Source organism: Flavobacterium sp. H122 (assembly GCF_004959765.1).
GTDB lineage: Bacteria > Bacteroidota > Bacteroidia > Flavobacteriales > Flavobacteriaceae > Flavobacterium.
Genome location: NZ_SJZD01000001.1, coordinates 482,177 through 496,953 on the forward strand (window position 1 = coordinate 482,177; position 14,777 = coordinate 496,953).

General features: G+C 32.5%; 15 protein-coding genes. 13 read left to right on the top strand and 2 right to left on the bottom strand.

The genetic code is table 11. The features are described from left to right. The first annotated feature begins 25 nt into the window (after nt 1-25). From EZM65_RS02335 to EZM65_RS02360, 6 genes are all read left to right on the top strand, one after another. The gene (locus EZM65_RS02335) at nt 26-517 is read left to right on the top strand and encodes a hypothetical protein (RefSeq protein WP_136666907.1); all 492 of its coding nucleotides are present in this window, start codon (nt 26-28) and stop codon (nt 515-517) included. 359 nt (nt 518-876) lie between these two features. Continuing rightward, nucleotides 877-1,260, top strand: a complete 384-nt coding sequence (locus EZM65_RS02340) for a hypothetical protein (RefSeq protein ID WP_136666908.1) — start codon at nt 877-879, stop codon at nt 1,258-1,260. Between the two features lie 274 nt (nt 1,261-1,534). Further along, the gene (locus tag EZM65_RS02345; RefSeq protein WP_136666909.1) at nt 1,535-2,047 is read left to right on the top strand and encodes a GNAT family N-acetyltransferase; all 513 of its coding nucleotides are present in this window, start codon (nt 1,535-1,537) and stop codon (nt 2,045-2,047) included. 398 nt (nt 2,048-2,445) lie between these two features. Further along, nucleotides 2,446-2,967: a MepB family protein gene (locus EZM65_RS02350; RefSeq protein WP_136666910.1), complete on the top strand. Its 522-nt coding sequence runs from the start codon at nt 2,446-2,448 to the stop codon at nt 2,965-2,967. A gap of 310 nt (nt 2,968-3,277) precedes the next feature. Continuing rightward, a complete protein-coding gene (locus tag EZM65_RS02355; RefSeq protein WP_136666911.1) occupies nt 3,278-4,054 on the top strand; it encodes a hypothetical protein in 777 nt (258 codons plus the stop codon). A 461-nt stretch (nt 4,055-4,515) separates the two neighbouring features. Next, nucleotides 4,516-5,382 (top strand): NAD(P)-dependent alcohol dehydrogenase, encoded by an 867-nt coding sequence (locus EZM65_RS02360; protein ID WP_136666912.1) that lies wholly within the window; start codon nt 4,516-4,518, stop codon nt 5,380-5,382. Between the two features lie 256 nt (nt 5,383-5,638). On the opposite strand, the gene EZM65_RS02365 is transcribed toward EZM65_RS02360, so the two are convergent. Both EZM65_RS02365 and EZM65_RS02370 read right to left on the bottom strand, forming a co-directional pair. Beyond that, a complete protein-coding gene (locus EZM65_RS02365; protein ID WP_136666913.1) occupies nt 5,639-6,676 on the bottom strand; it encodes a PLP-dependent cysteine synthase family protein in 1,038 nt (345 codons plus the stop codon). Nucleotides 6,677-6,746: 70 nt separating this feature from the next. Then, on the bottom strand, nt 6,747-8,807 hold the full coding sequence (locus tag EZM65_RS02370) for a S9 family peptidase (protein WP_136666914.1): 2,061 nt from the start codon (nt 8,805-8,807) through the stop codon (nt 6,747-6,749). A 145-nt stretch (nt 8,808-8,952) separates the two neighbouring features. On the opposite strand from EZM65_RS02370, the gene EZM65_RS02375 reads away from it, so the two are divergent. The 7 genes from EZM65_RS02375 to EZM65_RS02405 all read left to right on the top strand — a co-directional run bounded on the left by EZM65_RS02375 (nt 8,953) and on the right by EZM65_RS02405 (nt 14,744). Beyond that, nucleotides 8,953-9,279, top strand: a complete 327-nt coding sequence (locus tag EZM65_RS02375) for a YbaB/EbfC family nucleoid-associated protein (RefSeq protein ID WP_136666915.1) — start codon at nt 8,953-8,955, stop codon at nt 9,277-9,279. A gap of 165 nt (nt 9,280-9,444) precedes the next feature. Continuing rightward, nucleotides 9,445-9,819, top strand: coding sequence for a hypothetical protein (locus EZM65_RS02380; RefSeq protein WP_136666916.1), 375 nt, complete (start codon nt 9,445-9,447; stop codon nt 9,817-9,819). 150 nt (nt 9,820-9,969) lie between these two features. After that, nucleotides 9,970-10,692 carry a hypothetical protein gene (locus EZM65_RS02385; protein ID WP_136666917.1) on the top strand — a complete coding sequence of 241 codons (723 nt, stop codon included), beginning with the start codon at nt 9,970-9,972 and terminating at the stop codon, nt 10,690-10,692. A 166-nt stretch (nt 10,693-10,858) separates the two neighbouring features. Beyond that, the gene (locus tag EZM65_RS02390) at nt 10,859-11,287 is read left to right on the top strand and encodes a hypothetical protein (RefSeq protein ID WP_136666918.1); all 429 of its coding nucleotides are present in this window, start codon (nt 10,859-10,861) and stop codon (nt 11,285-11,287) included. Between the two features lie 192 nt (nt 11,288-11,479). Beyond that, nucleotides 11,480-12,031, top strand: coding sequence for an alpha/beta hydrolase (locus EZM65_RS02395; RefSeq protein ID WP_136666919.1), 552 nt, complete (start codon nt 11,480-11,482; stop codon nt 12,029-12,031). A 157-nt stretch (nt 12,032-12,188) separates the two neighbouring features. Continuing rightward, nucleotides 12,189-13,457, top strand: coding sequence for an erythromycin esterase family protein (locus EZM65_RS02400; protein WP_136666920.1), 1,269 nt, complete (start codon nt 12,189-12,191; stop codon nt 13,455-13,457). 501 nt (nt 13,458-13,958) lie between these two features. After that, entirely contained in the window at nt 13,959-14,744 is a 786-nt protein-coding gene (locus EZM65_RS02405) for an aminoglycoside 6-adenylyltransferase (RefSeq protein ID WP_136666921.1), read from the top strand. Nucleotides 14,745-14,777: the final 33 nt, after the last annotated feature.

The following is a 14,777-nucleotide window of genomic DNA, read 5'->3' on the forward strand; positions in this document are numbered from 1 at the left end:
CTACTTTAGGACGCACACAGATACAATGAATAAGACAATTACCATCTTGACTTTAGGACTACAAATCACTTTGACATTCATTGCGACTTTTTGTATTTATATAGTTTTTGCACTTTTTGATAGTGACTTTGGTATTGACGGACTTTTTGGACTTGTAATTTTCCAACCAATTATCGCCATAATACTATCGTCTTTGACAATTTTTGTTTGTTTAGTCGTTGGACTTCCCATTCGGCTCTACAGCAAACTAAATTATTGGTGGACGACAAACTTTTACATTTCATTCATTGGGACAATTATCGGGCTGACTTTTTTATTCTTGGCATTACTTCCAACTTTTAGGGAGACAGTAACATACAATCTTGACGGACAGCCGACATTAAAACAAATCCCAAACTCAATGCTTTTCATTTCAGGTTGGCTGATTACTGCATTTTCATTGCTACACATTTATCCGCCACGACAACTGACTGAAAAAATAAAAACCATTTTCAAAAGAATTACATATCCAAAATGAAAAGAATAATCCTTAGTATATTGACATTTTTTACTCTGATAATTGATGGCTATTATATTTGGTAGAATTTGCCGTTTACAATTCTTGCTAAGACTCTTATTTTTTTAAAATAACTCCAAAAAAGAATATAATAAAAAGACAGTCCTAAAAGTCCGCAATCTTATCATTTCAACGTAAGGAGAAATCACATACAATAGATTATGAGACTCCTCTTTGCTGTAGAGTGACAAACGGTGGGTTATATTTTACTTTTTGGACAGCTTCTTTGTTTTTTAGCTATATTTGGGGAGGTTTGTGAGGTTTTCATGAACTGACGTTATGAGCAAGCTAACCAAAACATTGACTTATAAACAAAGACTATGAAATATCTTATTGGAATATTATTATTTGCATTCATTTCATGTTTAAAAAAAAAGGAAAACACAACCAACAAAAATCTTATATATTTTAATTCAAAGTTCATTAGCGAATTAGGTAACAACGATTATGAAAAATTATTAGCTAAAACTAAATTAAAAATCAAAGCTCAATACTTAGACGACTTAATATTCGTAACCAACTTTGTTGGAAGCAATGCATGTGGACAATATACTGGAAACATTGAAATCAAAAATGACTCAATTATTTTAGTTTATAAATTAGTTTCTAATGAAGTTTGTACATCAACATCAGTTGAAAAGTTAACTTATATTATAAGTAATCCAAAAGAGAAAAAATACAAATTTTCAATGCGATATGAATAACATAGCTAGTTCATAACAGCCTTAGCAGTTGCCAACTACTATTTTTTCAAAATAAATTCAAAAAAGCATGTTATAAAACCTCTTTTAAATTGACTTTAAAAAGGTTTTATTTTTAGCTTAGTTGCTGAGTACCTTAGACTGAAGTTTTAATACAATATCAATACTACTGCTCTATCGTTTTAAGACTACATTCTCATTATTTACTCTTTTATACAACCAACCCCATTTTTATTACATTTACACAACAAACTTGTAAAAAATCAATATTCCACTCATGACCTATAAATTCCGAAAAGCATTTGATTTTGAAGCCCCTTTAATTTGGGAAATTATCCAACAGGCCATTGCAAGAAGGAAAAAGGATGGCAGCAACCAATGGCAAAATGGGTATCCTAATCTGGGTACGATAGAAAATGATATTGCTAAAGGGAACAGCTATGTTTTAACGGATCAGGATAAAGTTATTGCTTATAGTGCTGTATTGTTTAATGATGAACCTGCCTATTTAGCTATTGATGGAAAATGGTTAACGGAGGGTGATTTTTTAGTGGTGCATCGGGTAGCAATTGATGAGGCGTATTTAGGACAAGGATTGGTACAGAAGATGTTTGGTCTTTTTGAGGATTTGGCGCTTGAAAATGGTATTCACAGCATTAAGGTGGATACTAATTTTGACAACCCGGCTATGCTTCGCATTATGGATAAATTAGGGTATGTGTATTGTGGTGAGGTTTCTTTTGATGGCAGTCCCAGGAAGGCTTTTGAAAAGGTATTGGAATCAAAATAGTTGAATTTCAGACCTGACAGGTTTTGAAAACCTGTCAGGTCTGGAAAAAAACAGCTATTGCTCTATTGAAATTTTAAAAAAAATCAAAAAAAACATACAAAACCAATCGTTTAATTCACTTTAAGCCAAGTCTGCTCTTAATCACAACTCAAAATCCCGGGAAATACAAATTTCATATATTTGAACTTAAGAGATGCATGATTTTAATATAAGAAGGGCTAACGTTTAAACCAGGAATTTTATACTTCAAATGATTTTAGTGATGCAACCGGCTTTTTATTTTGAAATCCTGTCATCGCACAAAGTCCAAAATACGAGCTTCTTCTGAACGAAACCGTAAACATTGAAGCTTAGATAAAAAGCAGCAAAAATTATAAATTAACAAAACAGACAACGATTTGACAAATTCAAAAGCAACATATTCCGAACTCGAACTAATAGACGCATTAGTTTTTAAAACCTGCGGTCTTGAATTGACAAACGTAGAAAAAGAACTGGAAAGTCAGGAATATTTTGCGCACACTTTCCTGCTTGGAGGTCAAAAAGTAATATTTCGAAACGCAAAAATTACTCCAACAAAAAAAGGACAATTCGTAACAATCTGGAAACGCAGCAAAAAAGGAATTACTGAACCCTATGCCATTTCTGACGACTTTGACTTGTTTATAATTGCAGTACGACAAAACGAAAACTTTGGACTTTTTATATTCTCAAAAAATGTTTTGTACGAAAACAAAATTTTGTCAAGTGAAACGAGAGAAGGAAAACGCGGCATCAGAGTTTATCCAACCTGGGATTTGGCTCCAAACAAGCAGGCAGAAAGAACACAAATCTGGCAAACAAAATACTTCCTGGAAATTAAACCGAATCTGTCACTTAATGTGAAAAGTGCAAAACATCTATTTAATTTGAACAGGTAAAGGGAAGAAACAGACTAACGAAAAAAGAACGGCTTTCAAGATTAAATCCCACTCAATTGTTATTTTCTGAAAAACCATAACCACAATACTCTTTTAAATCATTTTACAGTGTTATCAAAAAAAAACAGTCTCCAGTCATTTGTAAAGAACTAAAACCGTAGCCTTGCTTCACAAATTATCATTAAAAATAACGTTCCCTTATTTAAATGATTATTTTTGGATAAAACAACTGACTAAAAAGGTTTTAAGAAGTGTGAAACTGTATATGTCTTTAAAAAACTGAGCCAATTCAACAACTTAATTTAACACTATGAAAAGAGTCCATTTATTTGAATTTGGAGATCAAAAATGGTTTCCTGTATTTCTGAGAAATTATACAACCGATTTCCTTCAATTTCTTTCAAATAAAACTAAAATGTATAAATCAATAGTTCCGCTGCTTGAAGACACATTAAAAATCAGCAAAACAGAAACAATTATTGATTTAGCATCGGGCGGTGGCGGCGGTTTACTTTGGCTTAACAGTGAAATCAAAAAAAACATTCCTGGTTTAAAAATTGTTTTAACTGATTTTTACCCCAATATCCCAGCCTTCCGGCAAACTAAAATGCAGTCGGATAATTTTGAATTTTATGAACAACCCGTTGATGCAAGAAAAGTGCCGCCTGAACTGAAAGGACTTAGGACTCAATTCTTATCCCTGCATCATTTTGAACCTGATGATGCCAAACTAATTCTTCAAAACGCAGTTGACTCAAACACACCTATTGCTGTCTTTGAAGCACAGGAAAGAAGTTTTCCAAGTATTATTGCAATGCTGCTTTCGCCAATAAGTGTTATTTTGACCACCCCTTTTATAAAGCCTTTTAAAACCGGCAGAATTATTTTCACTTATATCATACCTATTGTTCCAATTGTTGTGTTATGGGATGGTATTGTCTCATCGTTAAGAACATACTCAACAAATGAAATGCAGGAATTAGTGGATGGATTAGAAAACTCTGAAAAGTATATTTGGAAAATTGACAGAATAAAATCCGGCCCGGGAACTATTTTATATTTAATAGGTTATAACAAACTGATATAAGCTGTACAAACAAGCTGCCTGTCAAAATCTTAGAAAACAAAAAAATTAAGATATCTCACATTCCTCTAAACAAACATTTACTCCACAGGCATAGCCCAGAGTAAAACCCTGATTAAACAAAGCAAGTCACAATATGCGGATCAGTAAAGTGATGGATTGCGGCAAATGTGGAATTCTATTAAGAAAACAAAGTTATTTCATTAAATACTATAAAAAATTATACGCAAAAAAAGCAAATTGAAAGGTACCGGAAACAACTTATAATTGTTTAAAAATCAATGTGTTTTAACTATACAGCGATACAAAAATCATTATTAAAACAGCCGTGCTTTTTCTTTAAATGGTTATTTTTGATAAAAATGTCCGGTTATAAAGAATTTATGCAATCTGATGCCGGCAGTGGCTATCACTAAACACAATTCGGCAGTTATTCAGGAATCTAAAATAAACGTTTAAAAATAATGAAAGCAGTTATTTGTACTAAATATGGAAAACCTGATGTTTTACAAATTCAGGACGTTAAAAATCCTATTATAAAGGACAACGAGATTCTTGTCAGAATAATTTCTACAGCTGTAAATTCAGGAGATACAAGAGTCAGAGGAATTGCCGGGGAAGGCATTATGAAAGTAGTGATGCGCCTGGTGCTGGGAATTTTAAAACCCAGAAAACCTATATTGGGAACAGTGTACTCAGGCATTGTGGAAGATACGGGTACAAAAGTGTCAAAATACAGGAAAGGTGATAAAGTTTTTGGGATGACAGGCTTCAGTTTTGGAACCTATGCCGAATATATAGCAGTTAAAGAAACAGACAATGTTACGACAATGCCAGTCAATGCGACTTTTGATGAAGCTGTTTCACTTATTTTTGGCGGGCAGACAGCAGTATATTTTATTGAAAAAGTAAAATTATCAGAAATAAAATCGCCGGAGGTTTTAATTATTGGAGCAACAGGTTCAGTAGGCACCGCTGCGGTACAGATTGCCCAATACTACGGTGCAGAGATAACTGCTGTATGCAGCTCAAAAGGAAAAGATTTAGTAAAATTTTTGGGTGCCTCAAAAGTTATTTTCTATGATGAGGAAGATTTTACCAAACAGACAAACCAGTATGATTTTATTTTTGATGCGGTGGGTAAAACCAGCAAAAAACAATGCCGGATGCTTTTAAAAAAGAACGGAATTTATAAAACAGTTGGCGGTTTAGAATATGCTTCTGAATCAAAAAAACAATTAGACTTTCTTAAAATGTTATTTGAAAAAGGTAAACTGAAGGCAATTATCGATAAAACATATTCATTAGACGAAATAGTTCAGGCTCACTAATATGTTGATACCGGAAGAAAAAAAGGCAATGTAATAGTAAAAGTAACACAGTAACAGTCCGCAATAATAAAACCAACAGTGTTAATCCGGCCGAAAATACTTCCGCCAAAACCGGGAGAGTCTCTAAATTAAGAACTCCGTTTTCTAAAACAGTTAAAATTAAAATCCTCTTAACCTAAAAAGCTGTCAATAAAAAAACTGCATCTAAAAAGCCGTAAACTTTTTAAACGCAGTCATTTTATCTATTGTGTTTTATTTATTTTATAAATTCCACCTTTTGTTCTTCGGCATTTACACTGTCAAAAAAACCTTGTGAACTCATCCATTCATCACTGAATACTTTACTCATATAACGTGATCCGTGATCCGGCAGAATAGCAATTACTACGCTGTTCTCATCAAACTCACCTTCTTCATCATATTGTTTGATTGCCTGAATTACCGCACCGGAGGTATATCCTGCAAAGATACCTTCTGTTTTTGCCAATGTACGTGTCATGTGGGCACTGTCTTCATCGGTCACTTTCACAAACTTATCAATCAAATCAAAATCTGTAGCCGAAGGAATTAGATTTTTCCCTAATCCTTCAATTCTGTAAGGATAAATTTCATCTGGATCAAACTCACGTGTTTCGTGGTATTTTTTCAATACAGAACCATAAGCATCAACGCCTAAAATACGGATATTCGGATTTTGTTCTTTTAAGAATTTTGCTGTACCTGACAATGTTCCTCCCGTTCCTGTACATGCAACAACGTGCGTAACATGACCGTTAGTCTGTTCCCAGATTTCAGGCCCTGTGGTTTTATAATGCGCCTCGATATTCAATTCATTAAAGTACTGATTGATGTATACCGACCCTTTTGTTTCTTCATGCAAACGTTTTGCCACACTATAATATGAACGCTCATCATCGGCTGATACATGTGCAGGACAAACATATACTTTTGCCCCCATACATTTTAACATATCAATTTTATCCGGCGATGATTTTGAGCTCACAGCAAGAATACAATCATATCCTTTTATAATGCTCACCATAGCCAAACTAAAACCCGTATTACCAGAAGTAGTTTCTACAATGGTATCGCCAGGTTTTAAAATTCCCCTGCGCTCAGCTTCTTCAATAATATATAATGCGATACGATCTTTTGTGGAATGCCCGGGGTTGAAAGCTTCAACCTTTGCATAAAATTCACCTTTACAATCATTAGTAATCCGGTTAAGTCTTATAAGGGGTGTATTCCCAATTAGTTCTAAAATATTATTGTAAGCCTTAATATCTTTTCCCATATTTATTTATACCAATTAGTCGTTGGAAATCAGACTTCCAAAACTTTGCAAATCTATGAATTTTTTTTAATTATTTCTTAATTCCTTCTAAATCTAACAAGAAAGCGAATTCTTTTGCTATTTCCTTTAATGCTTCAAATCGCCCCGAAGCACCTCCGTGCCCGGTATCCATATTAGTATCTAAATATAATAAATTTTTATCAGTTTTTACAGTTCTAAGCTTAGCAACCCATTTTGCAGGCTCCCAATACTGCACCTGTGAATCGTGCAGACCAGTAGTCACCAACATATTAGGATAGTTTTTAGGCGCAACATTATCATAAGGCGAATAAGACTTCATATACTCATAGTATTCTTTTTCATTTGGATTTCCCCATTCGTCATATTCCCCTGTAGTCAATGGAATTGAATCGTCTAACATCGTCGTTACAACATCCACAAACGGAACAGATGCAATTACACCATTATACAGTTCAGGATTCATATTTATCACAGCCCCCATTAATAATCCTCCGGCCGAACCACCTTCGGCATATAAATGCTTAGAAGACGTATACTTACTTTCAATCAGGAATTTCGAGCAATCAACAAAATCTGTAAACGTATTTTTCTTTTTCAGCAATTTACCGTCATCATACCACGGACGTCCAAGGTCTTCACCACCGCGGATATGCGCAATTGCAAAAATAAAACCTCTGTCAAGTAAACTCAGTCTTGTAGTTGAAAACGTACAGTCCATTGAATAGCCGTACGAACCGTAAGCATATTGCAGTAACGGATTGCCACCGTTCAGCTCAACACCTTTACGATAAACCAATGACACAGGAACTTTTACACCATCCCCTGCCGTTGCCCAGATACGTTTTTCCTCGTAATTGTTTTTATCAAATTTACCTCCTAAAACTTCCTGTTCTTTTTTGACTTCCTTTTCTTTAGTCTTCATATTGAAATCTATGACCGAAGAAGGTGTTTTTAAGGATTGGTATCCGTAACGAAGCACATCAGTATCAAAATCAACATTTGTAGAAGTATAGGCCGTATAGGTTTCGCTTTCAAACGGCAGGTAATATTCCCCTTGCCCGCTCCAAGGCATAATACGCAGTTTTGTCAATCCATTATTACGCTCTTCCACCACCAGATAATCTCTGAAAATTTCAATATCTTCAATCAAAACATCCTTACGGTGAGCAATTACATCGGTCCAGTTGTCTTTTGAAGTTGCCGTTTCGGGTGTTTTCATCAGTTTAAAGTTGGTCGCTTTATCCTTATTGGTCACTACATAAAAACTATCCCCAAAATGAGAAATACTGTACTCAAGACCACGGGTACGCTTTTGAAAAACTTTAAATTCACTATCCGGAGTATCCGCATTCAGAATCTGAAATTCAGAAGTCATGGTACTTTGTGAGCCTATCACTAAATACTTTCTTGATTTTTCTTTATAAATGAATACACTGAATGTTTCGTCTTTTTCTTCAAATACCAAAACATCCTGAGACACATCCGTCCCTATTTTATGCTTGAAAATTTTATTGGAACGCAGCGTTACCGGATCTTTAACCGTATAGAAAATCGTTTGGTTATCATTAGCCCAAACCGAACCTCCTGTACAATTTTCAATCTTATCAGATAAAATCTCACCGGTATCCAGGTTTTTAATTTGGATTGTATAAATACGGCGGCTCACTTTATCAACACCAAAAGCGGCGAACTTATTATCAGGACTTACACTCACGCCTCCTAATTGGAAATAAGCATGACCTTTTGCCAATTCGTTACAATTGAACATGATTTCCTCCGGCGCATCCAGACTCCCTTTTTTACGGGCGTAAATAGGATAATCACCCCCTTTTTCAAAACGGCTGATGTACCAGTAACCATTATACAGATAAGGAACCGAAGAATCATCTTCTTTAATACGGCCTTTCATCTCTTCGAACAATTCCTTTTGAAACTCCTTTGTATGAGCAGTCATTTGTTCGTAATATTTATTTTCGGCATTCAGGTAATCTATTACCTCTTTGTCCTCCCTTTGATTCAGCCAATAGTAATTGTCAATACGGATATCACCATGTTTTTCAAGCTGTTTAGGTACGATTTTAGCTACCGGAGGCTGTATATTTTTAGTCATCTTTTTTTGAGCTGTTATAGTATTTATTGATGCAACAAAAATAAGGGTTGTAAATAGAAATGCAGAATAGTTTTTCACTTTTATTTAGTTGTTTATTTATTTGCCAATTTACTATTTTTGTTACACAATTTTAAATAAAAAAATCATGTTTGGCGATATTATGGGAATGATGGGTAAATTAAAAGAGACCCAGCAAAAAATTGAAGACACTAAAAAACGTCTGGACACCGTTTTAGTTGACGAAAAAAGCAACGATGGTTTACTGCAGGTAACTATCACCGCTAACCGTCACATAAGAAGCATCACTATTGATGATACTTTACTGGAAGACAAAGAACAACTGGAAGATTATCTTGTCATGACAATCAACAAAGCCATTGAAAAAGCCACGGCGGTAAACGAAGCCGAATTAGGCGCTGTGGCAAAAGACGGCATGCCTAATATTCCCGGCATGGACGGATTATTTAAATAACAAACATACCTTTTAAACAATATTAACCTCTAAGCGATTGGAGGTTATTTTATATATTTGAAAACAACATCAAATACTTATAAACGTTTGTTTTCGTTTGTAAACGAAAACCTGCGTATATTTATGAGTTGTGCGCTATTTTACCAAACACGACTTGAATAGATTATGAAAAATATTTTCTTATTATTTACATTCTTAGTACTTAGTTCTTGCCAAATAAATTCTCAGGAAAAATTTGATAAGGAAAAATGGCTCCTTAAAGAAAATAATAAGTACACATATCGCGAAAAAATGCTTGAAGATTTGGTGACGAATGTTCAATTAAAAGGTTTAACGAAAAAAGAATTAATTGATTTATTAGGAAGATCTGAAAATATGTGGGAAACTGACAAACAACTATCCTATCCAATTTTACAAAATTATGATGAACCACCACATATCATCAATCTTGTAATCGTAATAGATGAAAAAGATATTGTCGATTATTTTGAAATTATTGATAACCGCAAAATTAAAAACAGCGCACAACAGCGGTTTTAAGAAATTGGGGGTTTAGGCAAAATTTAAAGGTAATTTTATATATTTGACTTCAGTCTTAAAGGAATGGTTCGGGAACAAAAATCCCCAACTTCTTAAAGCCGACGGGACGTTGGTAGCAATTTTAACATAACATCATAGTGAATAGCTAAAATGAGCGAATTCAAAAAACCGAAAGTATTATCTTTTAAAGAATTATTAAACAATTTGAAAAATAACCTTTCAATTATTTACTTATTGTCAGTAGTTTTTAGTATCATAATTGAAGCTCACTATTATAAAAAATTCGATATAAACATATTCTCATATTTAGACTTAACAGAATATTTGATATACTTTTTTAAGAGTTTTTACCAATTTATAATTTCTGCTTTTATTACTTACTTTTCGTGCTATGTTGTGTTCCATACAATAGATTCTTTAAGATTTGCAACTAAAGCATATTCAATATCATTAACTATATTAAATATCGTTGGCTTCGCTTTTTCAATTATTTTATCGATTTTTATTCTAAATAAACTTGATATTCCATTATACTTTTGGACAGGAATTATTACTAGTCTTATAGTTTGGTTTTTATATTACACACCAAAAAATTATAGTGAAAAACAATTAGGCTTAAATGAATATAATGTCCCTTCAATAATTTTCCTTTTTTTAGTTTGTATTACTATCAGTTCTTATTATTATCATGAAGAATTACTTGAAAACAAAAAGAAAGTAAGTCTTGTGCTCTCATCAAACAAAACAATAGTGATTGGAACAAATCTGAAAATATTAGGAGAAACAAATAATTACATTTTCATACGAGATTTAACAAACAAAAAAACTAAAATTATTAAGCGGGATAAAATTGAAGAAATAATTTACGAATAGAAAAACTGCTACCAACAGTGGTTTTGCGAAATTTGGGCTTTAAGGCTTAATTTAAAGTTGGTTTTGTATTTGTAAACTTTATCTAAACTCATACATTTGGGCTAACTAATCCCCAAACTTCGCAAAGCCACGGGACGTTAGCAGCAAACCAAAAAAACCGCATAAATTGATACTAATTAAAATTTTAGTTGTAATTTTCTTATTTTTAGTGTTATTGTTTATTTATGTATATATAATAAACAAAATAAGCGAAAAAAAACATAATGACTTTAAGAAAAGACTTGAAGGAAAATCATTGTATATTTTTACAAATAATAAAGATTTTCGAAATTTAAATAATCAGATTATACAAAAACTTGATGAAGAAATAATCCTTATCGAATTAGAGAATGGCAAAGTAAAATCCATTTATGATACGGATAAAATTCATCGCTTCATTAATTATGAAAAATTAAAAAAGTTTCCAATAACAATAAAAATAGTTGATCATAATATTATCTACAAAAGTTTTTACGCTGACTTTAAACAAGCTATTAAAGATGAATCGCATGAAGAAATTCTTCCAGTAATGATAATCAATTGGTATAAAGAATAGTAACAAACTAAATTTAAGGTCAGTTGCTAACAGTGGTTTGGCGCAATAGCTAATTTACTCTTACTTCATATTTTTCTTTACGAAAATGTTTATCTTTAACAGAAAATAAAATGTTCGCAGGCATCGCTACTGCAAGCCAAGCCACAGGACGAACGTTAGCCGTCAGTTTAGCGAAACGAAAAACAGAATAAAATGAAATTTGGAAACATTAAACCTAAGCTGATTATTTTGTCTGATTTGTGGGGAAAAGAAAAATCCTATTGGGTAGACCATTATGTTACCATTTTGGAAAATAATTTCGAAATTAAGTATTATGACTGTTGCGAATTAGGTGAGTTAAATAAAACGGAATATTATGAAGAAAGCCTGCATGATCAATTTATTAATGGAGGAATAGAAAGGGCCGTTGAAAATCTAATAGAAAAAGAAAAAGATAATATTCACATTTTAGCATTCAGTATTGGAGGCTTAATAAGTTGGAAAGCTAGCTTATTGGGACTTAAATCAGAAAGTATCTTTGCTATATCATCAACGAGATTAAGAAAAGAAACAGAGAAACCAAATTGTATTATTCAACTATTTTATGGTGAAAATGATGAATATAAACCTGAAAGTAATTGGTTTTTAAAACTAAAAATAGAAAACCAAATTGTGAAAAATGAAAATCACAATTTATATCAGAACAAAGAATTTGCAGAAATGTTAACCAAAAAAATTATTAAAAAAATAAAACCGAACGGCTAACAGCTGTTTTATGACATTGCGGGGCTTGGCTTGTGTTTAGAAAATTCTCCGAATTTTCTCTGTGAAGTTTTTTACTTGTAAACTTTTGGCTAAATTTACCGCAACGTCATAAAGCTGGCGGGACATTAGCCGTAATTTTAACCTAAATCGTGTATAATTGAAAAATAAGCTTTTGAAAGGAATAAAATACTTATGTATCACTTTACTTTTATGTTTACTTTATGGCTTTACCGTCAAAAAATATGACAACTACTCAGGTAAAGAATATGTTCAATACTGGGAAGAAAATAAAAATTTATTTGAGTCAGTTAAGCAGAATGAAAATTTAACCTTTAGAAATTTGGATGAGTACATAAAAACAAACAATTTGTTTCTTTATGGAGAATTTCACGGAATAAAGGAAACAACAAAGATTGATTTTGAACTCATCAAATATTTAAATAAAAAAGCCGGAATGAAAATTCATTTGGCAGAGATTGATTTTAGTCAAGCCTATTTTCTAAATGAATATTTGAAAAATGGAGACGAAAAACTTATTGATTACGTTTTAAAAAGTTGGATAATCTATCATGGACACAATAATTTTGATTACAAAAACAAATGGATTCAAATTCGTAAACTAAACGGAATAAATTCTGAAGATTCACAAATCAGAGTTTATGGAATTGATAAGGTTCAAAATATAAATGTTACCAAAAATCACTTAAAAATACTTTTAGGTAGAATAAATCTATCAATAGACTTTCCAAAAGAAGAGAATTTATTTTTAGAATGGACAAAAGATAAATTGCCCAAACTTATTTCTACAATAAATCTAAAATCAACAAACATAAATTATGTAACAGATATTGAGCATATCAGAAAAAATCTGGTTGATTATAAAACAACTACTAGAGAAAATATTATGTTTTTAAATTTCAATGATTTGTATAAAAGATATGATTTTAAAGGGCAAAAAATTTATGGCTATTTTGGTGAAGCACATGTTCTACAAAAAGAAATGAATAACAAGAAAGATTTTGGAGCACTTGTAAAAAACCCAAATTCGCCTGTTAAAGACAAAACATATACTATTATATCCAGATATTTAGATAGCTATATGGATGCTCCTTCTAAATATTTACCTTTTTTCTTAAGAAGCAACAAAAAACACACGAAAACAGGAGTTTCTTGCGATAATACTTTTTCGCTTTATCACTTCGGAATTAGCGATTTAAAAAATATAACAAATAAAAAAACAAATACGTTTTTTGATATAAACAAGTCAACATCACCTTACAAAAATTCATTAAGGCTAATAAAAAGTACAGGTTTATTAAGTCTCATTTCCGGAATGAAAATCACAGATAAAAAAACATCAACGACTGACTATGCTCAGGGAATAATTTTAATAAGGAATTCTGATTGGGCAGAGCCGTTAAAATAAAAACTACGGCTAACAAAGAACTGTGCTTAAAAACAAATTAAAATTTGAATTTTTAGTTATTTATCTGCCGTTTGCTTCTGTGATTTTCATTATATAATACTCCCGATTCAGCAATTGCAAATGCCTGTTTTAAAAGTTTGTTGCATACCGCTATTAATGCCAGTTTCTTGCTTTTCATAACCATAAAAAACCAGTTCGCATCTAAAAAAAAAACTGTACGAAATAAAAGTAGAAAAGAGAGGGGATTATCATTGTTGACGGAATCTATAGTTCCTGCGGTTATTTAAAACCTTACTTCTCTCTTTTGTTCTTACCTTTTTTATGTAATTTTAAAAAATGTAAACTTAAGGCGGTTACGCGCAATTGCGAGTTTTGTGGTAAATTCACGTTCTCGCTTCGCAATAATTTTTATCTTTAACAGAAAAAAATCGGTTCCGAACTTCGCAACTGACGCGAAGCCACGAGACGTTATAGGCAAACTTAAAAACAGACAACAGTAAAATGATACAACGAGAATTTGCGGACAAAGCCAAGATTATTTTAGAACCAGACGACAACGTTATCGGTTTGGCTGTTGCGGGTTCGTGGCTAACAAACGAAATAGATGAGTTTTCTGACCTCGACCTAATTCTTATAACAAAGCAAAAGATTTCTACCGATAAAAATCTAATGCTTAACTACGCAAAAAGATTGGGCAACTTTCTATCAGGATTTACAGGTGAACATGTTGGAGAACCAAGAGTTTTAATTTGCCTTTATGACAAACCACTTTTACACGTTGACATAAAATTTGTAACTCTTGACGAATTTCATTCACGCATTGAAACACCTACCCTATTAATTGACAAAAATGGACAACTTGAAAAAGTAATTAGTAATTCACAAGCAAAGTTTCCATATCCCGACTATCAATGGATTGAAGAACGATTTTGGACGTGGATACATTATGCTTTACTAAAAATCGGACGTGGAGAATATTTTGAAGCATACGATTTTATGGGGTTTTTAAGAATGGTTGTTTTGGGACCTTTGCTTCACATCAAAAACGACAATTTGCCTCGTGGTGTTAGAAAAGTAGAGACAGAATTAGAAAGCGAAGATCTAGCAAAACTAAAACTCACAATTCCAACATACGAAAGACAATCATTATTAGATAGTTTAAGAAACGCTGTATCGTTATATAGAGAACTAAGGACAGAATTGTTTGACAACAATGTGAGTTTACAAAGCGACGCAGACAAAAAAGTGATGAACTATTTTGATGAAATTGAGAGCAGAAAACAATAGAAAGGCACCTATACACGGGGTTGGCAAAAGTAG